This is a genomic window from Nisaea acidiphila (genome assembly GCF_024662015.1).
Lineage (GTDB): Bacteria > Pseudomonadota > Alphaproteobacteria > Thalassobaculales > Thalassobaculaceae > Nisaea > Nisaea acidiphila.
The window spans coordinates 3790897-3817633 of sequence record NZ_CP102480.1; the positions used below are offsets into that span (position 1 = coordinate 3790897).

Consider the following 26737-nt stretch of genomic DNA (forward strand, 5'->3'; position numbering starts at 1 on the left):
GTAGAACAAAAAGTACAATCCGGATCCGGTTGTCATTGTCAGCCGCACCGGCAGATTGCCCGGTCGCGCGGCATGTGTCCGCCGGTCCGTTCGGCGTGGCGATGGCCCGGTCTTGTCCGACGCGGGACGCGGCCGAACCCGGAATGTATCGGCTTGGGATAAACGGAATGGTAGCGAGTGACGGCGATACGATTCGGCGTTTTCCGATTTTCGGCGACCTGCCGGCTTCGCGGGCGCAGGAACTGGCGGATCGTTGCAACTGGCAGAGATATGCCAAAGGGCGGCAGATCCTCGGCCAGCAGGACGGGACCTCGGATCTTTTCCTCGTCGTTACCGGCAGTGTGCATATCGTTGGATATTCCGGCGCGGGCAAGGCTGTGTCGTATGGCGACATTTCGGCCGGCGAGGTCTTCGGAGAGTTTTCCGCAATCGACCGCCAGCCGAGATCCGCGAGCGTTACCGCGCTCAGTGACTGTTTGGTCGGCCGGATGACATCGTCCGATTTTAGGGACGTTCTGGCGACAGAGCCGCGTGTCGCCCTCAATCTGCTGGAAACCGTCGTTGCCAAGACCCGCCTCTTGAGCGAGCGGGTATTCGATTTCAGCACCCTTACGGTCGAATCGCGCCTGCATGTGGAATTGCTGCGGCTTGCCGGGCTCTCCGACAATGCGGACGCTTCGGCTGTGCTTAATCCCGCGCCAACGCACCAGGAAATAGCCGACCGGATCAGCACCCGGCGGGAGACTGTCACGCGGGAACTCAACCGGCTGGCGGAAGACGGCGTTCTTTCGCTCGGCAGGCGACTCATCGAAGTGCGGGATGCAGCGCGGTTAAGGGACATGGTCGACCGGGCCCGGTTGTTCTAGCTCTCCTGGCACTGCGTTTTCTGCGCAGCTACGTGGCTGTGGTTTTTTCTTCCGCCGTTCCGTAGTCATAGGCCGAACTGGCCCGCCGACCCTGATTGCCGCATGACCGGCCCTTGCGAGGACGGGCTATGCGTATTGGCTTCCCGGCGTCTTCGGGAGGCTTCGCGAGAATCCTTGCTCCACCCGAACACGTCGTGAAAAAGAGTGATCATTCCGGCACTGGCGCCAGCGACCATGAGACTGGTCAGGGCCATTCCGGCGAGCGTCGCCCCGGCGCCGGGGGCCTCGAACATGGTTTTCAGCAGGTCCACCTCGTAGTGGAATACGATCGCTACCGAGGTGAGCAGCGCGATCCAGGGTTTGACCGCGCGAAGGCGGCCTTTCCCTGTAACGAAGTCCCGAATCGGCCGGGCATCGAACAGGAAAGTCAAAGCGCGCTCGATCATGACCGAAACCACGATCAGAAAGACGATTTGCTCCAGCACCAGCGACAGTTTTTCCATATGGTCGTTTCCGATCACTTCCCTTTTGGGAGGCCGTTCCGGATCGGGCCTCCCGGCTTTTTTTAGTGGTGACTATTGGTCTGTCAGGCGCACTCGGCGAGATAGTTGTCCAGGATTTGAAGCTGTCTCGGTTTGCTCAGATCGTCGCAATTCTCGATCTTCCAGAACTGGAAACAGCGGTTCTGCTCATGAACCTCGGCGATATGGATCGTATAAATATTGATCCGGTCTCCACTTCTGATCGGGTTGCGATGCAGCCAAAGCCTTGTTGCCCGGGTGTCCGGTGCGTTCGCGCCCTGGATGTAGCTCAGGCGCGGAGAGGGGGGCGCGTATTCGAGACCGGCCGGCTCGCGATGGATGTTGGAGGCCGACAGCAGCATCACTTCCTGGCGGGACAGCATGCGGAAGTGCCTGAAGCAGAAACTATCCTCGCTGATGCAGGAGAGAATCTTCTCGGCCGGCCCGGAACGGATCGCCCGCATCAACCGGTTGATCGGCTCAGAGTTGGTGAACGGGGACGACCGCAGCGAGAACATCCGTGGAAGGCAGGCGTTGCAATCCTGCTCGAAGTCTGTGACCCATTCGGGGGGAAGCGAGGAGGCTATCTTGCGAGCCAGTTTGAGAGACGGTGTCCAACCGGGCTCCATCACCCGGTGCACTTGGCTCGGCGACGTCCCGGTTACCAGTGCGAGCTTGTAAGGCGACAGGCCGTTCTCGGTGATCCAGCGCCGCGCCATCTCGGTAATTTTGAAGATCTCGAAATCAATCGTGTCCAGGGATTGCGAGATTGGTGCCTGGCCAAGGATGTCCTCGGCGGCTAGCACGCCTTCTCTCAATTCGAAGTCTTCGGCAAATCCCGTTGTCGCCTGGCGGACATCCGACAGGAGATGGTCCAGGGCCGTACCGGATTCCCGATCGGGAAACTCAAGGCCCGCAAGTAGACAGGAACCCGATTGCTCTAGGGGTGGTACCGGGTGAACATTACGCCTCATCGTCATAGCTCGTCCCTCTTCTGGTCAGATTGCAGACCCTTCTTTCTGGCCCGGCGGTTGTCCTTTCGGATCCGCCGATTATCCGGGGGTCTGTGCTGAACAATGGAAAGGCTATGGATTCTTCGTGCGTCTTTCGGTTGAGTGGTTCACTCGGCTTATGTGCGATTTATCACATTCGGCGCCGTTGCCGCGGAAATCCGCGGCTTCCGGCGGTCGAAACGGGGTTAACGCAATGGTTGATGTGGTGCCGTGTCGAGACGTTACCGGGGATGAGCGCGCTGCATAACCGGCGAGAGGACCTGATCCGAGATATGGAAGTCCCAGACAGCAGGCCCGCTGCCGGCCGCGAATGTTTCCACCAGACGCGGCAGTTCGGAGAGATCGGTCACTGTTTCCCCTGCGATCCCGAAGCCGTGCGCGATGGCCGCAAAGTCCGGGCGCCCGAAAACAGCGCCGGAATCGTCGAGACCTTCCGAACGCAGCTTGTGGATCTCGGAGCCATAGGCGCCGTCGTTCATCACGCAGATCAGCACCTTCATGCCGTGCCGCTTCATGGTCTCCAGTTCCTGGATATGCATGAGGAGGCTGCCGTCCCCGTCGAACATCACGACCGGATTCTCCGGGCGCGCGGCCGCCACGCCCATTGCGAATGAGGTTCCGTTGCCGATCGCTCCGAATTCTCGAATGGTGTGGAAGTTCTCCATCGGGCGATCCGGCATCTGCGCGAAATAGTAGGAGCAGTGTCCGGAGGAGTTTACGGCCTCCCAGGTCTTCGGTAGCGCGTCGTCCAGCGCCTTCGCGACGTCGCGCGGATCCATGAGACCCTGCTCGACATTGAAGTCGGATCCGTCCGCAGGGGTATCCCGGATCTTTGCGGCCAGCTCCGGACTGCGCCAGTTCGCGGCCTTTGCGTCGCGGGGGCCGAGGGCGTCGACAAGGGCGCGGACGCTCATGCCCGCGTCGCCGCGAAGGTGGCGGTGAGCGGTGATCCGGCCTTGCGTCAGGGTGGTCTGGTTGGTGTCGATGCGGATCACTTCGGCATTCGGATAGAGCGTACCGCCGTATGAATTATGGTTCGCGAGGCTGGCGCCGACCGCGACAACCAGATCCGCCTCCTGGAAGCATTCTCGTGTCACGTCGCTGGAAAAGCCGCCGGCGATGCTGAGATTGAAAGGATCGTCGTGGAACAGGCCGCGGGCCGGCAGGGTGGTGGCGAGCAGGCCGCCGCAACGCTCGGCGAGCGCCTTGCAGGCCTCGACTGCGCCTTCCGAGCGCGTCGCGCCGAGGCCGGCCATCACAACAACCTTGCGGGCTTTGGCAATCACCGCTGCCATGTCGGTGACGTCATCCGGATGCGGGGGCATGGGCCGCATTTTCGGCAGCACGTCCCGTGACGGTTTAGGCAAGGTGCCGTCCGACGCCCAGTCGCGGTTCTGGAGATCGAACGGGACGCCGAGCACGACGGGCCGCATCTCCTCCTGCGCCTGGACGAAAGCGTCGCGGACTTGTCGAAGCATGCGATCCGGATGATGCAGGGCATGGTACGCGGCCCCGGCGGCCTTCACGAAAGGCGCCTGTTCGAGTTCCTGATTGTACCAGTGGTTCTTCAGTGGGGACTCGCCAGCGAAGACGACGAGCGGGATATGCGCGCGCACGGCCGCGGGCAGGGCGGTCATAATCTGGGTGAGGCCGGGGCCGCAGGTGACCGTCGCGACGCCGACCGTGTTCTTCGCCCTGGCATAGGACATGGCCGCGGCGACGGCGCAATGCTCGTGACGGACATAGACGAAACCGCAGCCGAGTTCGGCCAGAGCGGTTGCCCAGTTCATGTTCGCGTCGCCGAGCAGGGCGAAGCAGGTCTCTACCTGCTCCTGGCGAAAGGCTTCGGCGAGAATCTCATAGGTTTTCTTGGCGGACACGGCGCGTGCGCTCCCTTTGGCTCCCGGATTGCGGACCATGGTGCGCCAGGCAGCCGGCCGGAGCAAAACCCGGATGTTTTCGTGGTTTGACGCTACGGTATTCAATTGTATACAATGTCGTCAAGAAGGCTGCGAATGGCGGCGCTTTCGGTGCGCCAAGCGGTCCGGTTTGAGGAGAGAATACCCTGTCCGCGTTAACTGAAACGGTTTGGGATGTCGTCGTTGTCGGCGGCGGGAATGCGGCCCTCTGCGCCGCGATCGAGGCGGCGGAGGCCGGGCGCCGCGTCATCATTCTGGAGGGCGCGCCGAAGACCTACCGGGGTGGCAATTCGCGCCACACACGGAACTTCCGCTGCATGCATCGCGGGCCGCTGTCGGTCCTGACGGACAGTTACGAGGAAGACGAGTATCTTGACGATCTGCTCCGGGTGACAAAAGGCAATACGGACGAAAATCTCGCGCGGCTCGCGATTCGGACCTCGGAACAGTGCTTGCCCTGGATGGAGGCGCACGGCGTCCGCTTCCAGCCGTCGCTCTCGGGCACGCTATCGCTCGGCCGCACCAACGCCTTTTTCCTGGGCGGCGGCAAGGCGCTGGTGAACGCCTATTACAACACCGCCGCGGACCTCGGTATTGAGGTCGTCTACGAGGCGCAGGTCGCGCATGTCGAGATCGAGGACGGACGGTTCAACGCGGTCGAGGTCGAGATTGCCGGTGGTGCGAAGCAACGCATTGAGGGCCGCACAGTGGTGCTCGCCTCCGGCGGCTTCCAGGGCGATATCGACTGGTTGGCCCGGGCGTGGGGTCCGGCCGCACGGAACTTCCTGATCCGCGGCACGCCCTACAATCGCGGTGTGGTGCTGAAGGACATGCTGGATCAGGGGGCGGACAGCGTCGGCGATCCGACCCAGTGCCACGCCGTCGCGATCGACGGGCGGGCGCCAAAGTTCGACGGCGGCATCGTCACCCGGCTCGACTGCGTGCCGTTCTCCGTCGTCGTGAACAAGAACGGCGAGCGGTTCTACGACGAGGGCGAGGACGTCTGGCCGAAGCGCTATGCGATCTGGGGCCGTCTCGTCGCCGCGCAGCCGGACCAGGTGGCCTATTCGATCATCGACAGCAAGAGCGCCAATCTCTTCATGCCGTCGGTCTTCCCGGCGGTCGAGGCGGACACGCTGGAAGGGCTGGCGGAGAAGATGGGACTGCCCGCGGAGAAGCTGCGCCAGACGGTCGGCGCCTTCAACGCCGCCTGCCGGGAGGGGAACTTCCATCCGACCGAACTCGACGGCCTTGCGACCGAAGGCGTCGAGCCGCAGAAGACGAACTGGGCCCGTCCGATCACCGATCCGCCCTTCTACGGCTATTCACTCCGTCCCGGCGTCACCTTCACCTATCTCGGCCTCAAGGTGGACGAGACGGCAAGGGTGACCATGGATGGGCGCAAACTGGAAAATGTCTGGGCGGCGGGAGAAATCATGGCCGGCAGCATCCTCGGCGAAGGCTATCTCGCCGGTTTCGGCATGACCATCGGAACCGTGTTCGGCCGCATCGCCGGCCAGCAGGCCGCGCAGGGTGCGGTCCGGGGGGAGAACTCCCATGCCGCTTGACCAGGCCCGGACGGAACTGTCCACGACTGAAGAGGCGCGCCGCCAGATCGAGATCTGCAACGCCTGCCGCTATTGCGAGGGCTATTGCTCGGTCTTCCCGGCGATCACCCTGCAGCGCAGCTTCAGCGACGGGGACATCACCCAGCTCGCCAATCTTTGCCACAATTGCCGCGGCTGCTATTACGCCTGTCAATATACCGATCCGCACGAGTTCCAGATCAACCTGCCCAAGGCACTGGCCGAAGCGCGGACGGAGAGCTGGGAGCGGTTCTCCTGGCCGGGTGTCTTCTCGGGCCTGTTCCAGAAGAGCGGCGTCGCACTCGCGGCGGCACTGATCGTCGGCTTCGCCGCTCTTTTCTGGGCGGGGCAGGCGCTCCGGCCGGAAAGCGGGGAAGGCTTCTACGCCTTCCTTTCGCACTCGGTCATGATCGGCATTTTCACCCCGGCTTTCCTGCTGCCGCTGCTCGCCATCGCGCTCGGGCTCCGGGCGTATTGGCGCGAGGTGGGCGGGGCGCCGGTGCGGCTGGCGTATCTCGTCCGCGCGTTCCGCGAGGCGGCGCGTCTCAAGGACCTTTCCGGCGGTGTCGCGGGCGGCTGCAATTTCGAGAAGGAAGACCGCTACACCAATGTCCGCCGCTGGCACCACCAGGCAGTCATGTACGGCTTCCTGCTCTGCTTCGCCTCAACCGGATCGGCCACGATCCTGCACTATGTCTTCGACATGCCGGCGCCGTACGGCCTCTTCTCCCTGCCGAAGCTGCTCGGCATTCCGGGAGGGGTCCTGCTGACCCTCGGTGGGCTCGGCATGGCGGTGCTGAAGACGCGCGGCGAAAAGAACCTCGGGGCGTCCGCGCTCTGGGGCGGCGAGATGGCCTTCGTGTTGCTGTTGTCCTTCACCGGCGCCAGCGGTCTCGCGCTCTACGCCGCGACCGGGACGGCGCTGGTCGGATGGGTGCTGCCGGTTCATCTGGGGGCTGTGCTCGCCTTCTTCCTAACCGCGCCCTACACGAAGATGGTGCACGGATTCTTCCGGCTGGCGGCGCTGGTCCGGAACGCGCAACAGACCTGACTCTAGACACAGCGCGGGGTGGCGCGCGCGTTTTCCGTTCTTTGTTTTCTCCTGTTTCCTATTGTGGTATCCGGCAAATTGGGGAATGGGGGAAAGTCGGGTTTTGGGCGCGCCAAGATCTTCTGAGTTCAGACAACTCGCCACGGCACTTATTGCTGTCGCGTTTCTGCTGCGGTCAATTGTGCCCGCCGGGTTCATGCCTGATCTGCGATCAAGCGATGGCGGCTTGTCATTCGTTATCTGCGCGCCTGGCGCGTCTTCCGCACTCGGCGGAAGCGGCGTTCAATACAGCGCGGACCAACTCGCTGCGCTCGCCTTTCTTGCGGACGAGATTGGTCAGAACGAGACCGAAATCGACAAACCCTGCGACTTCGGTTTGCTTTCGCTGGCAATGGCGCTCGGAAACGTTCCGCAGCTTCCGAGCGATGGCTTCGACATTTCACCCGCCATACTGTCCGGTGATGGCGATGTGCACATCGCTGCACCCTATTCTCAGGCTCGTCCCAGGTCTCCTCCGGTCTCTTGAACTGAACCAATTCGAATCCGTCTCCGGACGGGTCCATCCTGACTAATTTCTAAAGAGAAAATCATGTTCAAGAGAAGCTCAATTCTGGGCGCGCTGGCCTTTGGCGCGTCTTTGACTATCGCATTTGGGCCATCACCCATTCATGCACAGAACGCAGATGGTAAGGACCAGTCTCGGGCGTCGGCAACGCTTGGCGAGATCGTTGTTACCGCAAATCGTCGCGAGCAAGATATCTCGGACGTTCAGGCCAGTGTCGAGGTGATCTCTCAGGAAGACCTCCAGCGCTACTCTGGAGCAACGGTCATCGAAGCGTTGCGCGATGCCGTCGGGGTCGACGCACGGTCCAGCGGAGCAAACTCGGACGTCACAATCCGTGGCCAAATCCCGAATGCAGGAACGTCTGTCCTCATTTTGGTCGATGGCCTTCCGAGAACTGCCAAATATGGTGTCGACAATCTCAATCTAATCGGCGTGGAAACCGTAGAGCGGATCGAGGTGATCCGAGGGCCTATGTCTGCACTCTACGGGGCGAATGCGGCCGGTGGCGTGATCAATATCATTACAAAAAATCCCGAGGGTACGGGCGGCGACGTCAGGGTGACCGCGGGCTCCTCGCTCTCTGAAGATGGTGACGGGCGGGAAACGTTGAATTCCGGCGCCACCGCATTTCATGAAACTGGAGATTTCTCACATCGGGTCTCCGTCGACATGCGCCATGCGCGGCCATTTACTTTCGACGACGAGATCGATGATGCCTTGAACGGTATCAAACATTATGGCCTAGCCTATCGCGGCCGCTGGCAAGCGACAGAAACAGACGAGTTGACCCTGAACCTGGAGGGTTTCAAGCAGGATGACCGGAGCACCGGGATCAGCGGCGGTTCCACATATACGCGACGCGAGGAAGAGACCCGGTTCTTTAGTGCTCTTTCTTATGCCGGCGAAGTCGGGCCAGGTTATCTAACCGCTGAAACGTCCTACGGGCATACTGACGGTTCGGCAAATCGCGCGGTGACGGTCGAGAGTACCGACTATGAGGAAATGATCGCCCAGGGGAGGTATTTCCTGGCACTCGACGACAGTTTTGGGGGAACGCATTCGCTCCTCGCAGGATCCGGGTTTACGCGTGAGGAGATCGAGATCGATATCTACTCGCGGACGGGGGAAAGAGACAGCACGCATGTTTTCCTCCAAGACGAGTGGATTCCCGCCGATTGGGTCTCCGTTGTCGCCGGGCTCCGGGTGGACCACTTCAGCGACTTTGGAACGCATGCTGTTCCGCGTGTGACGGTAGGTTCTCGTGGCAGCGGATTGATCTGGCGTCTCGGATACGGCCAAGCTTACCGGGCGCCGAGCGTAATTGAACAATACTCCGAGTTTACGCGTGGACGATTTCTCATCCGCGGCAGCGAGGATGTAGAAGCTGAGGAATCCACGTCTTACGAAGCAGCTTTGGGCTGGCGTGCCGGCCGCGGCAAGATCGAAGCAATCTACCATTACAGTGACATCGCTAATCTGATCGAAGCGGTGTCAACCTCCGAGACGACCGCCGGCGGACTGTCGATCATCGAGTACCAGAATATCGCCGAAGCAACGATCCAAGGTATTGAGATCGCGGGAGATTACCTCGTTTTCGATTCTCTCTCCCTTTCCGGTTCCTACGCGTATCTCGATGCAGAGGATGGTGACGGGAACCGTCTTGAGGACCGCGCTCGTCACACCTTCAAGGCGAGCGCAACGTACCGGGAGGGACCCTGGTCAGCGACCGTCCGGGGGCGGACCATGCTGCAGTATTATGCACCCGATCCCAACGTGCGTGGTTCTTCGCCTTTCAACTCCGACTACGCGACGCTCGACCTGAATTTTGGGTATCAGGTTAGCGACCGTTGGCGCGTGTCCTTTGGTGTCGACAACGTCTTCGACGAGCAGGTGCCGGTCAATTACGCCTCGAATGGGGCAATCGAAGACCCGGCCGGTAGATATGTTTACCTGACTACGAATTTCTCGTTCTGATGTCGGAGCATCAGCGCGATACCTCCGTGCCCGGTTCTGTCGATCCGGGCACGGTTCTGGAAGAATGGCGTGCTTTGCTAGCAACCGGCGAGCATTTGCATGCTCCCGACATTGCCAGACGGCTTGGGGTAAGCGAGGCGGCGTTGTTGGCCGCCCGTGCCGGCACCGGGGCGGTGAGGCTATCAGTTGATCCGATCCGCGTACTTGCGCCTCTTGCCGATTGCGGCCGCGTTTTATGCGCCTTCGCGAACGAGTGCGGCGTCCATATGCCGCTTGGCGATGTATCGGTCACCGCTGGTATCGACGGTGTTTTGCGAATATCCGGATCGCACATGTCGGCTGAAATCGACGATGGGGCTGTCGCGGAGATTTTTCTCTTCGAGGACCACGACCCCAACCATGGCAACACGCGGTCTCTCCAGTTTTTTTCGTCCACAGGCGCGCCTGTCTTCAAGACATTCGTCTTTCACAAGAGCCGTTTCGACGCTCTCCGGCGCCATTGTCATGAACTTGCGAACGAAGACCAAAGCCGCGTGCCAAGGCCGCTAGCAGCAACACCCGGTTTCGATCCGCTTGCGGTTTCGCTGAACAACGATGCCAACGCACAGCACATCCCCGGGAGCGCTTATCAGGAGACCATCTCGAGCTTCCTTGGTGACGGCGGCGCGTTCGAAATCGAAGCCGTCTGCCGGCACGCACGTGTCACCTGGCATGGGACGATCAGCGGAGCCCGGTTCGACCGAGGAATGCTGCATCTGCACGAGACCGACTTGCGGTCACATCTGAGGTTGGCTCCGCTAGCCATCGCGCATCGAACTGCGAAAGGCGGTTTGTCCCTTGGGATTTCCGCTTCGGGCAGCTCAGAGCGGCGTCTTCGCATTGGAGTGGAGAATTGACATGAAAACTCGTTTTCTTTGCATGGCGATCTTTGCGATCGCAATCCAGTTTCTCGGCGGCCCGGCTGGAGCATCCGATCAGAGGATAATCGTCATCGGCTCTTCTCTCGCCGAGATCGTGGTCGCTCTCGGAGAGGCGGACAGTGTCGTATTGCGTGGAGGCGGGACGGACCACATTCCCGAGATTTCAGATGCCGCCCGTTTGCCCGGATACAGTCAACCTTCAGCGGAAGGCATGCTGGCGCTGGCTCCGACATTGGCCATCATGTCCGCTCGCCGCACAAAGCCAATCGTCAAACAGCAGCTTGAGGCGGCGGGAGTTACGGTCCGGCTCTTTGAGCAACTCGTCGCTTTGGATGATATCCCGGCAAGAGTGAGGGATATCGCGGCTTTGATTCGCCGTGATGCAGATGCCGAGCGGGTTATCGGGACATTCAAGAGCGAGTTGAGGGATGCCGAAACTCTGGTCGCGGGAACGACAACGAAGCCACGTGGCCTCTTTCTGTTGTCTGGCGGCGGGCGGCCTACGGTTGTCGCCGGAGGTGACACGCATATCGCGGCGCTGATCAGATTCGCCGGTGGAACGAACATCACCGACGACTTCAACTCTTTCAAGCCCATGAGCCAGGAATCCATGATCAGCGCTGATCCTGAATTCATCCTTGTCAACAAGGAGGGGCTTGCCGCAGTCGGAGGCATCAAACCCGCGCTTGATGCACCTGGAGTAAGATTTACAACAGCGGCGCGTAGGGGCGATGTGTTCAGCTTGCCAAGTGGTTACCTGACCGATCTCGGGCTATCGACACCAAGAGCCATCGGGATTTTGGCTGTGAAGATTCATCCAGAATTGCGGTGAGGCCGCGTCAAATAAGCGGAACCGTTCAGCCTTTCGCCACCTGGATATCTAGCAGCACCTGACGGCGTTCCTCCGTCGCGACGCGGATCGCGCGCTCCAGCGCGGCGGGAAGCTCGTCCCCGTGCTCGACCCGCTCCGCATGGGCGTTGCTGGCCTTCGCGGTCTGCACGAAATCCGGGCTTGGCGTTAGCGCTGTCAGCGGAACTTCGTTGCTTTTCGAGGCGTGGCCGTCCGGATAAAGCCCGACCACAGACTGCCTGACCGCGCCCCATTCGTGGTTGTTCATCACCAGCGTGATCACCGGAAGCTTCAGCCCTTCGGCGATCATGTGGCAGACCGTCGGGTTGGAGAACATGTAGGAACCGTCGCCCATGGTCGCGACAACGACTCGGTCCGGCTCGGCGAGCTGGGCGCCGAGCGCGGCACCGAAACCCCAGCCGAGGCCGCCGGAGTGGGGCTCCTGGAAGAAGCTGTTGCGCTCCCGCCGCTTCAGAAAGCCTAGCATCGCGCCGAGTTCGGCATAGACGGTGGATTTCCGGTCGCCCAGTGCCTCGCCGAGGCAGTGGCTGACCCATTGCTTGCTCATCGGGCCGCCCTTGCCTGCACCGGCGATCTCGACCTGCTTCGCGCGTGTCGCGTCCGAGATCTTGGCGATCCGCTCGCGGCGCGAGGAGAGCGCGCGCTCGTCGCGGTCCTGCTCCGAGAGCGCGGCGGCGAGGGCGGGGATGGTGTCGGCGGATTCCCCGGCAAGGGTGATGTCGGAGCGGAAACCGCGCACGGGGAACCGGGAGAACACGGGATCCGGGCCGATATTGATGATCGTCGCATCGGCCCGCGGCTTGTGCGCGTCGGGTTGCCAGGGCGCGAGGCTGTCGAGGATAACGATGACGTCCGCTTCCTCGATCCAGGGCGAAGGGCTCGCGCCGATATGGCAGGGATGGTCGGTGGCGATGGCGAGTTCCACGGCCCAGTAGGAGCAGACCGGGATCGCCCAGTCCTCGACCAGCTTCCGGAACAGATTGAAGCTCGCCTCGTCGCCGGCACCGCGCTGTGCGACGATCAGCGGCGCCTTCGCGCCTGCCAGTGCGGCAGCGGCACGTTTCAGGCTTTCCGGGTCCGGCACCACGCGGCCGGGGGCGATGGAGCCTGCGGGGCCGAGTGTCGAAGGATCGATCTCCTCGCAAAGCGTTTCCCGCGGCAGGGAGAGATAGGAAGGCCCCTTCGGGGTCGAGTTGGTGATCGCGTAGGCCCGGTCGAGATGCTCGCCGATCTGCTCGGGGAATTTCAGCTCGAACTCCCATTTGCAGCATTCGCGCACCAGCGCCGCCTGATCGCGCATCTCCTGTCCCCAGCCGATCGGAACGGTGCGGGCGCCGAAGCGGGTATGTTCGGTCACCGGTGTGCGGCCCGACATCATCAGCATCGGCACATGGGCGCAGGCGGCGTTGATCGCACCGGTGACGCCGTTGGAGAGCCCGACATTGGTGTGCAGCATGACCGCCGGGCACTTGCCGGAGATCTGGTAGTAACCGTGCGCCATGCTCATCGCCGCGTGCTCGTGCGGCACGGTGATGGCTTCGGGCAGGGGCAGGCCCTTCGCCTTGGCGGCGACCAGCCCCTCGATGATCGGCGGAAAGTCGGTGCCCGAATTACAGAATACGTAATCGACGCCGAGATCCTTCAGACGCGAAAAGATCACCCCTCCCGAGGTGATCTTGTCGTTGTTTCCGGACATTTGTATCGGTCCCTTGGGGCGAGGATTATTCGGCGGCCTCTTTCATGCCGTCGAGCTTTTCCAGGACCCGCGGCGGCGACATCGGCAGGCTGTAGAAGCGGATGCCGAGCGCGTTGTAGACCGCGTTGCGGATGGCGGCGAGCGGTGGGACCAGCGGCACCTCGCCGACGCCCCGCACGCCCTGCGGATGCAGGGGGTTCGGGACCTCGATGATGACATTGTCCAGCATCGGTACGTCGGAGCAGACCGGCATGCGGTAATCCAGGAAGCCCGGATTATCGACCTTGCCATCCTTGTTGTAGATGTACTCCTCGTTCAGCGCCCAGCCGATGCCCTGCACGGCGCCGCCTTGCATCTGGCCCTCGACATAGGCCGGGTGCACGGCCTTGCCGACATCCTGGAACGAGGTGTAGCGGATCACGCGCACGATCCCGAGCTCGACATCGACCTCGACATCGCAAACATGGGTCGCGAAACCGCCCTCGGCGCCGGTGGTGTTGAGCTGCACGCCGGCACCGATCGGACCGCCGGTCATGTTCGCCTTGGCGGCCAGCTCCTCCAGCGTCAGCGGCTCGAACTTGCCGGCATTGTCGCCCGCGGGGCGCGCGGCGCCTCCGGACCAGGTCACGGCGTCCGCCGGGATGCCCCAGATCTTGGCGGCCAGGCCCTTCAGGGTCTCGATGACCTTTTCGGTCGACTGTGTGACGACCATGGCGGAGGCGTAGAGAACGCGGCTGCCGCCGGTAAGGTTGCTGTAACCGATGGTCGCCGTGTCGCCGATCAGAACGGAGACCCGTCGATAGTCGATGCCGAGCAGTTCCGCCGTGATGTTGGCGATGGAGGCGCGCGAGCCGCCGATATCCGGATGTCCCGTGGTCACCACGACATTTCCGTCCTCGGTGATGTTCACCTGGGCCGAGGACTCGCCGCCGGCATTGAACCAGTAGCCGCTGGCAACGCCGCGGCCCTGGAACTTGCCGAGAGGCGCCTTGTAATGCTCGTGCGCCAGAGCGGCCTTGACCGTCTCGGCATAGCCCATGACCGGATAGACCGGGCCGTGGGCGGCCTTGGTGCCCTGCTTGGCGGCGTTCTTCAGCCGCAGTTCCAGCGGATCGATGCCGAGCTGCTCGGCAAGCTCGTCCAGCGTGCTCTCGACCGCGTAGGCACCGATCGGCGAGCCAGGGGCGCGATAGGCCGCGACCTTGGAGCGGTTGGAGACCACGTCATAACCGAAGGTATGGACGTTCGGAATGTCGTAGGGCGCGAAGCAGCAGCCGCAGGCGCCGCGGATCGGCGAGCCCGGGAAGGCGCCGGCCTGCAGGTAGTGGGTCGCCTGTCCGGCGACGATGGTGCCGTCCTTCTTGGCACCGATCTTCACCGTGCTCTTGGCGCCGGAGGTCGGACCGGTCGCCCGCATGACCTCTTCGCGGTTCATCACCATCTTCACCGGCCGGCCGGACTTCTTCGACAGCATCGCCGCCACCGGCTCCAGATAGATAATGGTCTTGCCGCCGAAACCGCCGCCGATCTCCGCCGGGATGGCGCGGATATCGCTTTGCGGGATGCCGGTGAGGAACGCGGTCATCGCGCGGACCATGAACTGGCCCTGGCTGGAGCTCCAGATCGTCGTCTTGCCGTCGGCCGCGACGCTGACGAGACAGGCGTGCGGCTCGATATAGCCCTGGTGCACCGGGCGGGTGTCGTAGCTGCGCTCGACAATGACGTCCGCATCGTCGAAGCCGGAATCGATATCGCCGAGTTTGTGCTCAAGCGTGCCGGCGATATTGGAGGGCTTGCCCTCGAATTCGATGAAGTCATGCAGGATCGGGGCGTCCGGTGCGATCGCGTCCTCGATCTCGATGGCCCAGGGCAGGACCTCGTAATCTATCTCGATCAGCTCGCAGGCCTCGGCGGCGATATCGGCCGACATGGCGGCGACGGCGGCGACCGGATGGCCGTGGAACAGGGCCTTTTCACGCGCCATGATATTGCGGCACATCCAGCGCATGTCCTGAATGCCGAGCGGCACCGGGGTGTGGACGGAAAAGTCGACGATGTCCTTGGAGGTGACGACCGCCTTCACACCGGGCAGGGCCTCGGCCTTCGAGGTATCGATGCTGCGAATCACGGCATGCGGATGCGGACTGCGGAGCACCTTGCCCCAGATCATCCCGGGCATGCTGCCGTCAGCGGCGTACTGGGCGCGGCCGACCACCTTGTCGACGCCGTCCGGACGGATCGTGCTGGTGCCGATCCATTTGTTCGAGATCTCGTTCATGCTGCCTCTCCCTGCGGTCCGTGGCGCGATCTGGCCCGGTGTATGCACGCGCCTGATGGCGCATTGTTCTTCGCTTGAGGAAAGCGTACACGTTCAACGCGCTTCCGGACAAGATCGGCTGCGCGAAGGGAATGTCCCTATTTGTGCAACACCCGGACATTTCTGGCCGGTCCGGGCAGTCTCAGGATGGCCGCAATGACCTGTGCTTTGGTCCCGGAGTTCGCCGTGTCGGATTGGCGGGCTTCGAAACGCTTCTATTGCGAATTGCTCGGTTTCGAGTGCCGGTATGAGCGGCCTGAAGAAGGGTTCTGCTATCTCGCCCTGGGAGATGCGGAGCTGATGATCGACCAGATCGGTGCGGGCAGGACCTTCGATGACGGTCACGCTCCGACGGCCTATCCCTTCGGCAAGGGCCTGAACGTCCAGATCCGTGTATCGTCGACCGAGCCACTCTTGAACGCCCTCGCTGCGCAGGACTACGCGCTGTTTTTGCCGCTTGAGGAAAAGTGGTACCGGGTAGGCGCCAGTGAGAAAGGCAACCGGCAATTCGTTGTCGCCGATCCGGACGGATATTTGCTCCGCTTCTACGAGGACCTCGGGTCTCGTCCGGCAGGCTGACTGGTTCCATGGCGGAAACGCCGGGGAAGCTAGATCTCGATCTCGACCTGCCCGATCGGGTTCGAGCAGCAGGCGAGGATGTAGCCGGCCTCGATATCGTCGTCGGAGATGCCGCCGTTATGGACCATATGGACCTCGCCAGAGCGCTTCTTCACCTTGCAGGTGCCGCAGACGCCGAAGGTGCAGCCCGACGGGATGTTGAGGCCGGAGGCTTTCGCCGCGGCGAGGATCGTATCGGTCTCGGCGAAGGTGCCGCTGACGCCGGAGAGCGCGAAATGCACCTCCGCCTTCGCGCCTTCCTCCGGCACCGTGTCGTCGTAGTCCGGAATTTCCTCTTCCTTGGCCGCCGGCGCCTGGAAGCTTTCCTGATGGTAGCGGTCCATGTCGTAGCCGAAGCCGGCGAGCGCCTCGCGCACAGCCTGCATGAAGGGCTCGGGTCCGCAGCAGAAGACCTCGCGCTCCAGATAGTCGGGGCACATCAGGCCGAGCATGAGCTGATTGAACATGCCCTGATAGCCGGTCCAGGGCCGGTAGCGGTCCGGCTCTTCGACGGCAAATTTCAGATCGATGCCCGGAACCCGGCTCGCCATATGCTCAAGCCGCTCGCGAAAGATGATCTCGGACGGTTTGCGCGCGCAATTGATCAGCACGACGTCAGGTTCCGTGCCGAGATCGAACATGTAGGTCGCCATGGACATCATCGGCGTGATGCCGGAGCCGGCCGAAATGAAGAGGTATTTCTCCGCCGGGTGCTGCGCCATGGAAAACAGGCCGGACGGGCCGATCGCCTTGAGCCGCATGCCCGGCTGGAGGTTGTCGATCATCCAGCGGGTGCCGACGCTTTCGCTTTGCGCCTTCGCCGTGATGGTCAGCGAGCGCGGCCGGGAGGGAGAGGAAGAGATCGTGTAGGTCCGGTGAACCGGACCGCCCGGGACCGGAATCTCAAGCGTCAGGAATTGCCCGGGATCGAAATCGAACAGGGCGCCGGACGGTGCCTGGAAAGTGAAGGTCGCCGTATTCGGGACTTCGGGGAGGACGGATACGCATTCGAGCGGCTCGCTGTCGTCCCAGATACCGGCGCGCAGCAGGGAGGCGGGTTTGGACACGGGCCTACTCCGCCGCGATCAGCGACGGACGCAGGCGCTTGCCCATCGTCGCGCAGTACCAGTCGATGAAGGAGATCACGCCGTCTTCCTGGCCCGGCGAATAGGGGCCGGGCTCATAGGCCGGCGAATTGATGCCCTGCTGGTTGTCCTCGACCACGACGCGGTCCTCGTCGTTGGTCGCTTCCCAGACCTCGGTCAGGCGCTTCAGGTCGTAATCGACGCCTTCGACAGCGTCCTTGTTGACGAGCCAGGTGGTCGTCACCTCGGTCTCGGTCGGGCTGATCGGCGTGACCCGGAAGGTAATGGAATGGTCGGCGAGGAAATGGTTCCACGTGGTCGGGTAATGGAATTTCACCAGCGTGCCGGCGGAGGTGTCCTTCACCCGGCCGAGAAAGCGGCTGACGGCGGGCTTGCCGTCCATCGTGTAGCTCTCCGCGCCTTCCTGTAGCGGAATCCGCGCGAGCCGGTACTGCATGTTCTCGGACATGCGAAAGGTCGATGGGTAGCCCGCGGCTTCAAGCCGGTCGAAATGGGCCTGCAGCTTCGGCGAGGGCTTGTCGCCGCTGACGCCGGAGAGAGAAGGATCGTCGGAATAGGTCCGGCAGAGGCTCGGATGGTTGCCGCTGCAGTGGTAGCATTCGCGGTTGTTTTCCCAGACCAGTTTCCAGTTGCCGTTCTCGATGATGCTGCTCTGATGCGCGACCTTCGCGTTTTCCAGATCGTGCACCTTGAGATAGGGGCGCGCGAGATCGGCGAAGGCATCGAAATCTGGCGCGTCGTCGGCGAGATAGATATAGACGAGACCGGCGAGCTCGCGGCAATGCACCGGCTTCAGGCCGTGCCTGGACGCATCGAAATCCGGCCCCATGTCGCGGGCCCAGAGCAGCTTGCCGTCGAGCTCGTAGGTCCATTGATGATAGGGGCAGACCAGTTTCGGGGCGTTGCCCTTGGCCGCCTTGCAGATGATCGAACCGCGGTGCCGGCAGGTATTGTGGAAGGCGCGGATCACATTGTCCGCCCCGCGCACGATGATCACCCGGTAGTCGCCCACCTTGTGGGTGACATAGCTGCCCGCTTTCGGCAGCTCGCAGGCCGGGATCGCGAAGAGCCACTCCCGATACCAGATCTGTTCGAGATCCAGCCGGAAGATATCCGGATCGCGGTAGAAGGGCTGGGCCAGGCTGTAGCCCGGCTGGCGCTGGGTCAGAAGGGCCAGCATGTAGTTGCGCGCGCTCATATCTCATCCTCGCGGTGGGGACGGCGTGCCGTCCGCCGCCCGCCTTTTGTTCAGCGCCGGCGCGGTTCCCGGGGCCCTGATCATGAGGCCCCATACGCGTCCGGACCGTTCAATCAGAGCACGGTAGGATGAGGTGCGGAAATCATGGGAGCGACATTGCTGCGTCGCAAAACGACATCGTCGATCACGATGTAAGAAGCCGCCGGAAGCCGAGCGTTCCGGCGGCTTTTAGGCGGAAGTGCGGTTATTCCGCGGCGCCGCGCATTTCGGCGGCGGTTTCGAGAACCGCCCGGACGATCTTGTCGTAGCCGGTGCAGCGGCAGAGATTGCCGGCGAGCCAGTAACGGACCTCGGTTTCTGACGGGTTCGGGTTTTTCTTCAGCAACGCGTCCGCCGCGACCAGCACGCCCGGCGTGCAGATGCCGCATTGCAGGGCCGCCATCTCGAGGAACTTCTGCTGCAGCGGGTGCAGCTTGTCGCCGTCCGCCATGCCCTCGATGGTCTCAATCTCGTGCCCTTCGGCCTCGGCCGCGAGCATAAGGCAGGAACAGACGAGGCGGTCATCGAGCGTGATGCTGCAGGCGCCGCAATCTCCGGACCCGCAGCCCTCCTTGGAGCCGGTGAGGCCGAGATTGTCGCGTAGCACGTCGAGCATGGTGTGATGCGGCTCGCAGAGGAATTCCGTCGGCTCGCCGTTGATCGTGGTGGTCACATGGATCTTCGCCATGATCTTCAGCCTCCCTTGGCGCGGTCGGCGGCAATCGCCGCGGTGCGTTTGAGCAGCACGCCGGCCACCTTCGTCCGGTAGGCGACGGTACCGCGCTTGTCGTCGATCGGATTGCAGGCCGCGCTGCATGCGGCGGCCGCCTTGTCGAGAGCCGCATCGTCGAGCGTGCTGCCGATCAGGGCCTTGGCGGCATCCTCGACCAGCAGGACTGTGGGGGCGACCGCGCCGAGGCTGACCCGGGCCGCGGTGCAGGTGTCGCCGTCCATCGTCAGGCTGACCCCGCAGCCGACCACGGCGATGTCCATCTCCGTTCGCGGGATCATCCGCAGATAGGCGTCGCTCGATCCTTTCGGGCGGGCCGGGAAGGTGAAGCTCACCAGGATTTCGCCGGGTTCAAGATTGGTCTTGCCGGGACCCGCGGGAACGTTCTCCACCGGGAGCTCACGCGATCCTTTCGGTCCCTTGATGTTGGCGATGGCGCCGGCTGCGACGAGCGCCGGGACGCTGTCCGCGGCGGGCGAGCCGTTGCAGAGATTGCCGCCGGCCGACGCGCGGCCCTGGACCTGGGTCGAACCGATCAGGTTCAGCCCCTCCAGAACGCCGGGCCAGACCTTGCCGAATTTCGGATGCTCCTCAAGCACGGCTCCGGAGACGGCGGCGCCGACCCTGAACCCGCCGTCCGGCAGTTCCTCGATCGCGCTCATTTCGCCGATCTTCTTGATGTCGACGATCAGGCCCGGCTTGACCATTCCGGAGCGCATCTGCACCAGAAGGTCCGTCCCGCCGGCGAGGATGCGGGCCGCACCGTCCGCCGCGGCATAAGCGCTGATTGCCTCGTCGAGCGTCGACGGCGCAACATATTGGATCTCTGTCATAAAGATTTTCCCAGCGTCGTTCCCCATTGCACAAGACCGATCCGCCGCCGCGTTTCCAGGGGGGCGTTTCAACTCGAACTTGCGAATAGGTTAAGGCTACACGGCGGGAGGGACCCGGAACAACCCCAACTGTTGCTATGGGACCGATGCGGCCCGGGCAAGAGTTTGTCCGGGCCGCAAAATCTGTGGTTCAAGGTTTAGTCAGATGTCGAAGAAGACCGTCTCGTTCTCACCCTGAAGGTAGATGTCGAAACGATAGGCGCCGTCGCCGGTCTTCTCCGCGATCAGGGTCGGCACCCGGTTCTGGTGCTCGATCCGGGTCAGGATCGGATCCTTGGCGTTCGCTTCCGCCTCGTCCGGGAAGTACATCCGGGTCTGGAGGCCGATATTGATGCCGCGCGCAACGATCCAGAGAGTAATGTGCGGTGCCATCATCCGGCCGTCCGGGAACGGCACTGCGCCTGGCTTGACAGTCTCGAAGACCCATTCGCCGGTCTGATAGTCCCCTGCCTTGCGGCCGAAGCCGGTGAAATTCGGATCGGCAGTGCCGCGGGTCTCCTCGGGGCTCGGATAGAGACCGTCCGCATCCGCCTGCCAGATCTCGATCAGGGCGTCCTTCAGCGGTGTGCCGGTGCCGTCATAGACGGTGCCGGAGACCTTGATCCGCTCGCCCTTGGTTTTCTCGTTCACCATGGAGGTGCCGAGATCTTCCTCGTAGACGCCGCCGATGCCACAGAAATTCGGCACGCAGCCGATATGGACGTAGGGGCCCGCGGTCTGGCTCGGGCTTTCTTTCAGACGATAGAGCGACTGCATGTCAGTTTCCCTCCAGGCGGTTCTCGAACAGGGTCGACCGGCGGCCCCGGAGCACGATGTCGAACTTGTAGGCGCGCGCATCCATCGGCACGGTGCTCTCCATGTCGAGCGCCGCGATCAGACTCTCGATCCCCTCGCGATGCGGAACGACATCCACGATCGGACATTTCCAGATCAGCGGATCGCCTTCGAAATACATCTGCGTGATCAGGCGCTGGGCGAAGCCCTGGCCGAAGATCGAGAAATGGATATGGGCCGGGCGCCAGTCGTTGCCGCGGTTCGGCCAGGGATAGGGACCGGGCAGGATCGAGCGGAACTCGTAGCTGCCGTCCTCGGCCGTGATGCAGCGGCCGCAGCCGCCGAAATTCGGGTCCAGCGGCGCAATGTAGCTTTCTTTCTTGTGCCGGTAACGGCCGCCGGCATTGGCCTGCCAGAATTCAACCAGCGCATTGGGAACGCCGCGGCCCGCTTCGTCCAGGACCCGGCCGTAGACGATAATCCTGGGGCCGATCGCGCTCTCTCCCGGTTTGGCGAAGTTGAGCGTCAGATCGTTATCCAGCGGGCCCAGCATGTTATGGCCGAACACCGGACCCGTCACTTCGCTCAGGGTCTGCGGCATGGTCAGCAAGGCGCGGCTGGGTGAGCGCGCGACGGAGGTTTTGTATTGCGGGGTCAGCGCTTCCGGCTGCCAGCCGCGATCGCGGGCAAAGAAGCCGGCCGCCGGCCTCTGGTTGGTCAGGCTCATATCTCCACTCCCATTTCGGAATAGGTCTTCTTGATGATCTTGAGGGCATGGTTCGCCGCCGGCACGCCGGCATAGACCGCGACATGCATCATGGCTTCGCGGATATCTTCGGGCGTGGCGCCCGTATTCGCGCTCGCGCGCACATGCATCGCGACCTCGTCCCACTGGCCGAGGGCGGCGAGCAGGGCGAGGGTGATCATGGAGCGCTCGCGTCTGGTCAGCTTGTCGCTCGCCCAGACCGTGCCCCAGGCACCTTCGGTGATGAAGCTCTGGAACGGCTCGTCAAACGCCGTCTTCGCCGCCTCGGCCCTGTCGACATGAGCGTCTCCCAGGACGGAGCGGCGGATTTTCATGCCGTTGTCGTAGCGTTCACTCATTCCGGTTTTCTCTCCCAAGGGTCTTTCTTGTTCGGGTCAGCCCGTCACCAGGGTGAGGGCGGGATAGCGGGCCTTGATGCGGTCGTCGTTCATCGCGACTTCGAGATTGCGCCGGGCGAGCCGGGCGTGCTCGCGTGCGAGCGCCTCGGCGCGGGTTCCCTCGCGCAGCTCGATCGCCTCCAGCAGCGCCTTGTGCTGCGCTTGGGCAAACTGGAGGGAGGCGTGGAATTCGGGCAACTCACGCTGCACCATGAGCAGGGCGTTCGGGCTGGCGAAGGGCAGGCTGACCAGCCGGTCAATCTCACGGCCGATCACCGAGCTGCCGGATGCCTCCTTGATCAGGTCATGAAAAGCGGCGTTGCAGTCGAGATAGCGCTCATGGTCGAGGGCGTAATTGGATGCCTGAAGAAGCTCGTCGATCTCCGCCAGTACTTTTTTGAGTGCCTGGGACAGCGACGGGGCGATGCCGCGCTCGGCGGCGAGACGGGCAGCGGTGCCTTCCAGGACGCCTCTCAATTCGATGGCGTCGAGGATGTCAGCCGGGGCAAATGTCCGGACCGCGAAGCCGCCGGACGGGATCGCGTCGACGACGCCTTCCTGTTCGAGGCGGGCAAGTGCGGCGCGAACCGGTGTGCGCGAGAGCTGCAGACGCTCCGCGATGGCGGGTTCGGAAAGCCGGGAGCCGGGCGCGTACACGCCTGAGAACAGCAACTCGCGGATACCGTCGAGCGCCCGCTGCGACTGTGTCGGCGCCCGTTCCTCGATCGCGTTTGTCATCCCTCCCCGCTCCAATCTCACGTTGGATGTTCCGGGGATAATAGTTTGACTTAGTCAGTATGTATACAGGTTGCCGTATTTTGGCCGAAAAAGCGCTGATTTTGGAGTGTTATGTATACAAACTGTGTTCAGATGTATGAGGGTAGGCTTCGGTTCATTCCCAGCGGCGCTGAATTTTATAGACCGTATAGGCGGCGGACCACGCCATCATCAGCAGGCCGGTCAGGGCCTCGAACGCACAGATCGTCCGCAGCGCGCCGGTCGGGCGGATATCGCCATATCCCAAAGTCGTGTAGGTCACGGTGGAGAAATACAGGTAGTCCGAGATGGAGCCATTGAAGGCGCCTTCGAGCGTGCCGAGTTCGTGAAACTCGCTCAGGAGATAGAGGCCGAGCGCGAACAGCCAGATCTCCAGCACATGGGCCAGAAAGATCAGGAACACCCCGGCGACGACGCCGAGCCGGGGCGGTATCCGGATGTGTATCCTTCCGAGATTGGCGAGGACCTCGTAATGGATCGCAATCGTCAGCGCGGTGATCGTGCTCGATATGATGGTCGGCAGCAGCATTGGGCTACAACTTGACGTGTCCGGATCGGCCTGACACCGGTAGCAGCGGCCGAACCGAACGCGCGCTTAGTTCAGATACCGCCAACCCTTGCCGGGAATATTGCAGACCGTGTGTTTCAGCCAGTACCGCTCGACCTCGTTCCCGCGTGGCACATTCACCACTTCCACGCGGCGGCATTCGTTGCCTTTATAGGTCAGGCTTTCTCCGAGTTTGATTGAACCAAAGCTCTTGCTTGCTGCGTTCGACCATTCCGCAACATCGCCTTCCTTGCCACTTTCCAGCAGTTTCCGGCCAGCTTCCTTCTGCATGGCGAGATCCTCGGTGGTCAGGACGTCGTCCTCGAAAAAGCTGTTTCCAACCAAAGCGTTGCCGCTCCCGGAATATGCGAGCAGGGAAACTGCCAAGACCATCGAGAAAGCCGAAATCCGTGTCGCGTTCATCTTCCACCCCTCTGCAGCGAGCATTTTTTTCAGTTTCAAAGTGGCACCCGCCTCTAAATCAGGCAACCGCATTTCCGCTGCGGTAATAGCGTTCCTCCGGCAGGCCGGCGCCATCTTCGCTGACTATGCCTCCAGAATACCCACTTCCCCGGCTCCGATTGTGCGGGATGCCGGGAAGGTCACGGACACCTTGGTCCCGGCTCCGGGTACGCTCTCTATATGGAGCTCTGCACCATGTGCCTCGACATGGGATTTGACGATGGCGAGGCCAAGCCCGACGCCTTCGTGAGAGCTCGTCATTGCGCCGGGGCGCTGCCAGAACGGCTGCGTGATGTGAGCGATCAGTTCTTCGGGAATTCCTATTCCCTGGTCACGGACCGTAAGCGATATCCGGTTCTCCTCATCGAGATACGCGCCGATTGAGATCGTCGAGGCCTCCGCGGAAAACTTGATCGCGTTGCTGACAAGATTCTGTACGATTTGGTACAGCATCTGCGGGTTGGCCAGGATCGGCGGCAATGCTGCGGCCAGATGAGTCTCGACCGTAATGCGGCGTCCGCGCAACGCCGGCTTCAGGTCGGAGAGCGCATTTTCGATGGCGGCGGCGATGCTCGCCGGGGCCTCCTCGAATTCCGACGACAGTTTCTCCAGACGGGCGAATTCCAGGATCTGCTCGATCATCTCGAGGAGCCGGGAGCCGCTCTCGGAAATGTCGTGAGCGTAGCCTTCGTAGCGCTCGTTCCCGAGAGGTCCGAAGGGCTGATTGCGCAGCATCTCCGAGAACCCGATGATGGCGTTCAGCGGCGTCCGCAACTCGTGGCTCATATTCGCGAGGAACTCCGACTTGGCGATGCTGGCGCTTTCCGCCTGCTCCTTTGCGGCGCCGAGTTCGATCTCGCGCTGTTTCAGTTCGGTGATATCGGCATAGATTGAAACCATGCCGCCATCTCCGGTATGCCGCTCTTCGACCCGGTACCAATGGCCGTCCATGGTCGCGAGCTCGTAAGGCGCGCTGTCGGTGCCGAAGGCCTCAAGGCGCTCGGCCTTCCACAGGGATTCGTTCTGACCGTTGTCCCGGTCGCGAATAAGACTGAGCTTCTCCAGGAGGACGCTATAGGGGGCATTCGCCTGCGCATGTTCGCCGCCGCTGCCGAGCATCTTGCGGAAGTGGCGGTTGCAGAGAACGAGTTTCCTCTCCGCGGAAAAGAGAGCGAAACCGTCCGAAATCGCATCAATGGCGTCGGTGAGGCGCTGAGCGGCGCGGGCGGCAGACGCTTCGGCCGATTTGCGCGCGCTGACATCGCGCAGGACGAGCACAAAGATCCGGTCCGACCCCGCGGCCGAGCTCGCCAGGGTGATTTCTGTCGGACGGGGCGGAAGCCCGTCTCCGCTCTCTATGGCAATATCGATGATCCGTCCCCGCTCGGCAGTGTGGCGGAGGACATCCTCAGGCGCCGTGGCCAGGTCGTCCGCCCAGTCGCCCGAAAGGTGCGGCGCGATCTCACGGCCGACCAGCTGCTCGACCGGAATGCGAAAATGGTATCCCGCGGCCCGGTTCGCGGTCCGGATCCGCCCGTCATCGCCCACAGTGACGATGGCATCGAAGCTGGCATCGACGACCTCACGGATATAGGCGTCGTGCCTCTTCAGCGCTGATTCGTTCCTGCGGCGGAGAAAGATCTCGGTCCGGATATCGGAAAGGGCGAGAGTGCCGGTAATGGACAGAATGACGAGTCCGGGAAATGTCGGGTCGAGCAACAGTCCGGCGGAGCGCTGTCCTATCAGCGCGACTATGGCGAAGGCCGCCATGAGGCCGATTGCGCAAGCGGATTTCCAGACCAGCGTCGCGGAAGGCAGCTGCCAGATCAGCAGGCCGCCCAAGAGCAGGGCGGCAAGCGCCTCGGCGATGGCGAAGGCGCTGTCTCTGACGGGGGTGCGGCCGGTGATGATGCTGTCCAGCGCAAGCGCCTGGAGCTGCAGTGCGGTGAGATTATCGCCCTGGGCTGTCCGGATTAGTTCGCCGACGCCCGCGGCGGAGCTTCCGATCATGACGATGCGGCCGTCAATCCGGTCGCTGTTTGCCATGTCGAGCAGAATGTCGTGAGCGGGGATCGTCTGCAGGCGGTCCGGCCGCTCGATGTCGATCCAGATCCTTCCCGCGCCGTCCGTCGGAACGAAAAGCGGGCCGAGGGAGACGCCGGAAAGACCGAGGCTGGGCCGCACTTCGAGAAGCATGCCAGTCTGCCCGAGAGCGACCCGGGCAGATTCCAGCGCGAGACCCGGTTCCAGCCGGTCCGCGGCGTGGAGGACAGCGGGAACCCGCCGGGCAATCCCATCCGGCTCGGGGAGAAGATTGACCATGCCTTCACCAAGGCTCGCCTCACTGATCTCGGGAATATTGCCGATGACACCGCGGATATCGGGAATCTTCGAGAGGTCCGGCGGCCCGCGGACCGCGATGCGGCCGGCCCTTGAACCTGAGCGGCCGCCTGCATTGTCTCCCGGTGTGGCGGCAATGGCCGTTACGGTCGGGATATCCTGGATTGCCTGTGCCAGTGCATTGTCCGAGCTGCCGAGTTCCGAGAGACGGTTTCGGAAATCCTCGGTGAGGCCGGGCAAGTTTGCGGCGAGATGGTCCGGCGACATCCGGTCCGGTTCGGCAAAGAGAATGTCGAACACGACCATTGTCGCACCGGCTTCTTTCAATCTCGCGACGAGATCGACGAAATGGCGGCGCGGCCACGGCCACTGTCCTATCGCGCCGAGGCTCTCATCGGTCACATCGACGGCAACGACAGGCGACGGCTCGGTGGCCGGAGGGCGCATACGGATTTGTTGGTCGAATGCCCAAAGCCGAAGGATTTCTATCGGCGCCGCGTCGAGGCCCCGGAGAGCAAAAAGCACAACGAGCAGCGCGAACGCGGCGATGCGGCTTTGCCGGAGAAAGCGCGCGGGCTTCGCGTGTTCCGGGCCGTCCAGCCAGGGAACGGCGTTCCCCGCCGGCGGCGCCTGAGCGCTCCTGTTTGTTGCTTTGCCTTCCATTAAGCCCCGGCCGCCCGGTGGTGCGTCTCCGAACGCCACTGCGGCAGTCCCTCAATGAATGATCCCGACAGCTGGCCCTGTCGGTGTCTCCCGCGGAGACGGTAGCGCCAAGCGGCGCATATATGAACCGGATTAGATTTTCGAAATA

24 protein-coding genes are annotated in these 26737 nt (G+C 62.7%); 8 read left to right on the plus strand and 16 right to left on the minus strand.

What is annotated here, in order from left to right:
• Positions 1-167 precede the first annotated feature (167 nt).
• Positions 168-866 (plus strand): Crp/Fnr family transcriptional regulator, encoded by a 699-nt coding sequence (locus NUH88_RS17690; protein ID WP_257767765.1) that lies wholly within the window; start codon positions 168-170, stop codon positions 864-866.
• Positions 867-931: 65 nt separating this feature from the next.
• On the opposite strand, the gene NUH88_RS17695 is transcribed toward NUH88_RS17690, so the two are convergent.
• The 3 genes from NUH88_RS17695 to NUH88_RS17705 form a co-directional block, all read right to left on the minus strand.
• Complete coding sequence (locus NUH88_RS17695; protein WP_257767766.1) at positions 932-1369, minus strand: hypothetical protein; 438 nt, start codon at positions 1367-1369, stop codon at positions 932-934.
• Between the two features lie 83 nt (positions 1370-1452).
• A complete protein-coding gene (locus NUH88_RS17700; protein ID WP_257767767.1) occupies positions 1453-2361 on the minus strand; it encodes a hypothetical protein in 909 nt (302 codons plus the stop codon).
• Positions 2362-2621: 260 nt separating this feature from the next.
• Positions 2622-4280 (minus strand): thiamine pyrophosphate-binding protein, encoded by a 1659-nt coding sequence (locus NUH88_RS17705; RefSeq protein ID WP_257767768.1) that lies wholly within the window; start codon positions 4278-4280, stop codon positions 2622-2624.
• A gap of 185 nt (positions 4281-4465) precedes the next feature.
• On the opposite strand from NUH88_RS17705, the gene tcuA reads away from it, so the two are divergent.
• The 6 genes from tcuA to NUH88_RS17735 all read left to right on the plus strand — a co-directional run bounded on the left by tcuA (position 4466) and on the right by NUH88_RS17735 (position 11247).
• Positions 4466-5887, plus strand: coding sequence for an FAD-dependent tricarballylate dehydrogenase TcuA (gene tcuA / locus NUH88_RS17710; RefSeq protein ID WP_257772250.1), 1422 nt, complete (start codon positions 4466-4468; stop codon positions 5885-5887).
• Positions 5877-6956, plus strand: coding sequence for a tricarballylate utilization 4Fe-4S protein TcuB (gene tcuB, locus NUH88_RS17715; RefSeq protein WP_257767769.1), 1080 nt, complete (start codon positions 5877-5879; stop codon positions 6954-6956). The genes tcuA and tcuB overlap by 11 nt, the downstream gene beginning before the upstream one ends.
• A gap of 103 nt (positions 6957-7059) precedes the next feature.
• Positions 7060-7482, plus strand: coding sequence for a hypothetical protein (locus NUH88_RS17720; RefSeq protein WP_257767771.1), 423 nt, complete (start codon positions 7060-7062; stop codon positions 7480-7482).
• Between the two features lie 63 nt (positions 7483-7545).
• Positions 7546-9495, plus strand: coding sequence for a TonB-dependent receptor plug domain-containing protein (locus NUH88_RS17725; RefSeq protein WP_257767773.1), 1950 nt, complete (start codon positions 7546-7548; stop codon positions 9493-9495).
• Entirely contained in the window at positions 9495-10391 is an 897-nt protein-coding gene (locus NUH88_RS17730) for a ChuX/HutX family heme-like substrate-binding protein (RefSeq protein WP_257767774.1), read from the plus strand. The genes NUH88_RS17725 and NUH88_RS17730 overlap by 1 nt, the downstream gene beginning before the upstream one ends.
• Before the next feature lies 1 nt (position 10392).
• Positions 10393-11247: a heme/hemin ABC transporter substrate-binding protein gene (locus NUH88_RS17735; protein WP_257767775.1), complete on the plus strand. Its 855-nt coding sequence runs from the start codon at positions 10393-10395 to the stop codon at positions 11245-11247.
• A 25-nt stretch (positions 11248-11272) separates the two neighbouring features.
• Here the strand turns inward: NUH88_RS17735 and NUH88_RS17740 are convergent, their stop codons facing one another.
• Together NUH88_RS17740 and NUH88_RS17745 are read right to left on the minus strand one after the other, a co-directional pair.
• Positions 11273-12982 (minus strand): thiamine pyrophosphate-requiring protein, encoded by a 1710-nt coding sequence (locus tag NUH88_RS17740; protein WP_257767777.1) that lies wholly within the window; start codon positions 12980-12982, stop codon positions 11273-11275.
• Between the two features lie 25 nt (positions 12983-13007).
• A complete protein-coding gene (locus tag NUH88_RS17745) occupies positions 13008-15260 on the minus strand; it encodes a xanthine dehydrogenase family protein molybdopterin-binding subunit (RefSeq protein WP_257767779.1) in 2253 nt (750 codons plus the stop codon).
• A 195-nt stretch (positions 15261-15455) separates the two neighbouring features.
• Here NUH88_RS17745 and NUH88_RS17750 point away from each other — a divergent pair, with 195 nt between their 5' ends.
• Entirely contained in the window at positions 15456-15878 is a 423-nt protein-coding gene (locus NUH88_RS17750) for a bleomycin resistance protein (RefSeq protein ID WP_257767780.1), read from the plus strand.
• Between the two features lie 29 nt (positions 15879-15907).
• On the opposite strand, the gene NUH88_RS17755 is transcribed toward NUH88_RS17750, so the two are convergent.
• The 11 genes from NUH88_RS17755 to NUH88_RS17805 form a co-directional block, all read right to left on the minus strand.
• Entirely contained in the window at positions 15908-16984 is a 1077-nt protein-coding gene (locus tag NUH88_RS17755; protein ID WP_308220072.1) for an FAD-binding oxidoreductase, read from the minus strand.
• A gap of 4 nt (positions 16985-16988) precedes the next feature.
• Positions 16989-18221 (minus strand): aromatic ring-hydroxylating oxygenase subunit alpha, encoded by a 1233-nt coding sequence (locus NUH88_RS17760; protein WP_257767781.1) that lies wholly within the window; start codon positions 18219-18221, stop codon positions 16989-16991.
• Positions 18222-18465: 244 nt separating this feature from the next.
• Positions 18466-18948 carry a (2Fe-2S)-binding protein gene (locus NUH88_RS17765; RefSeq protein ID WP_257767783.1) on the minus strand — a complete coding sequence of 161 codons (483 nt, stop codon included), beginning with the start codon at positions 18946-18948 and terminating at the stop codon, positions 18466-18468.
• Between the two features lie 5 nt (positions 18949-18953).
• Positions 18954-19823, minus strand: coding sequence for an FAD binding domain-containing protein (locus NUH88_RS17770; protein ID WP_257767784.1), 870 nt, complete (start codon positions 19821-19823; stop codon positions 18954-18956).
• A 201-nt stretch (positions 19824-20024) separates the two neighbouring features.
• Positions 20025-20639: a protocatechuate 3,4-dioxygenase subunit alpha gene (gene pcaG / locus NUH88_RS17775; RefSeq protein WP_257767785.1), complete on the minus strand. Its 615-nt coding sequence runs from the start codon at positions 20637-20639 to the stop codon at positions 20025-20027.
• A 1-nt stretch (position 20640) separates the two neighbouring features.
• Positions 20641-21384, minus strand: coding sequence for a protocatechuate 3,4-dioxygenase subunit beta (gene pcaH / locus NUH88_RS17780; protein WP_257767786.1), 744 nt, complete (start codon positions 21382-21384; stop codon positions 20641-20643).
• Positions 21381-21761, minus strand: coding sequence for a 4-carboxymuconolactone decarboxylase (pcaC, locus tag NUH88_RS17785; protein WP_257767787.1), 381 nt, complete (start codon positions 21759-21761; stop codon positions 21381-21383). Before pcaC ends, pcaH begins: the two co-directional genes overlap by 4 nt.
• A 36-nt stretch (positions 21762-21797) precedes the next feature.
• The gene (locus NUH88_RS17790; protein ID WP_257767788.1) at positions 21798-22538 is read right to left on the minus strand and encodes a GntR family transcriptional regulator; all 741 of its coding nucleotides are present in this window, start codon (positions 22536-22538) and stop codon (positions 21798-21800) included.
• Positions 22539-22692: 154 nt separating this feature from the next.
• Entirely contained in the window at positions 22693-23106 is a 414-nt protein-coding gene (locus NUH88_RS17795) for a potassium channel family protein (protein ID WP_257767789.1), read from the minus strand.
• Positions 23107-23172: 66 nt separating this feature from the next.
• Entirely contained in the window at positions 23173-23661 is a 489-nt protein-coding gene (locus tag NUH88_RS17800) for a hypothetical protein (protein WP_257767791.1), read from the minus strand.
• Positions 23662-23670: 9 nt separating this feature from the next.
• The gene (locus tag NUH88_RS17805) at positions 23671-26589 is read right to left on the minus strand and encodes a CHASE2 domain-containing protein (protein ID WP_257767793.1); all 2919 of its coding nucleotides are present in this window, start codon (positions 26587-26589) and stop codon (positions 23671-23673) included.
• Between the last annotated feature and the right edge of the window lie 148 nt (positions 26590-26737).